The organism is Arthrobacter sp. B0427-1-12, from assembly GCF_059092905.1.
This window is the reverse complement of record NZ_JBNHIC010000226.1, coordinates 1-405: the sequence shown is the minus strand read 5'-3', so window position 1 is coordinate 405 and position 405 is coordinate 1. Positions and strand designations below refer to the sequence as shown.

The window sequence follows — 405 nt, the reverse complement described above, 5'->3', positions numbered from 1 at the left end:
AGTTCGTCGTCGACAAGTCCCTGGTCACCGACGAACTGGTCTCACTGCGCTACGCGGCCGCGCTGAACGACACCGCCTCGGACCGCCTGATCGAGGTCGTCACCGCCCGCGACCGGGACCGCGACGCGCTGCCGCTGGACTTCGAGGTGCTCTCCAGGCTTCAGATCCCGGTCCTGCTGATCCACGGCGTCCAGGACGTCGTGATCCCGGTCTCGCGCACCTGGGAACTGCTCAACGTCATCCCGACCGCCGACGCGCACATCTTCAGCCAGTGCGGCCACTGGTCCCAGGTCGAGCGCGCCGCCGAATTCAACGAGATCGTCAGGCAGTACCTCGCCGTCCACGGCGTGAGCCGCTGAACATCAGGATGATCAAAGGAGTGCAGCCATGAACCAGGCCCTGCTG

Annotated in this window: 1 protein-coding gene; it reads left to right on the top strand. The window is 65.9% G+C overall.

What is annotated here, in order from left to right:
• Nucleotides 1–359, top strand: a 359-nt coding sequence (locus tag AC5RWU_RS24675; RefSeq protein ID WP_493986795.1) for an alpha/beta fold hydrolase, incomplete at its 5' end; no start/stop codon positions are given.
• Nucleotides 360–405 lie beyond the last annotated feature (46 nt).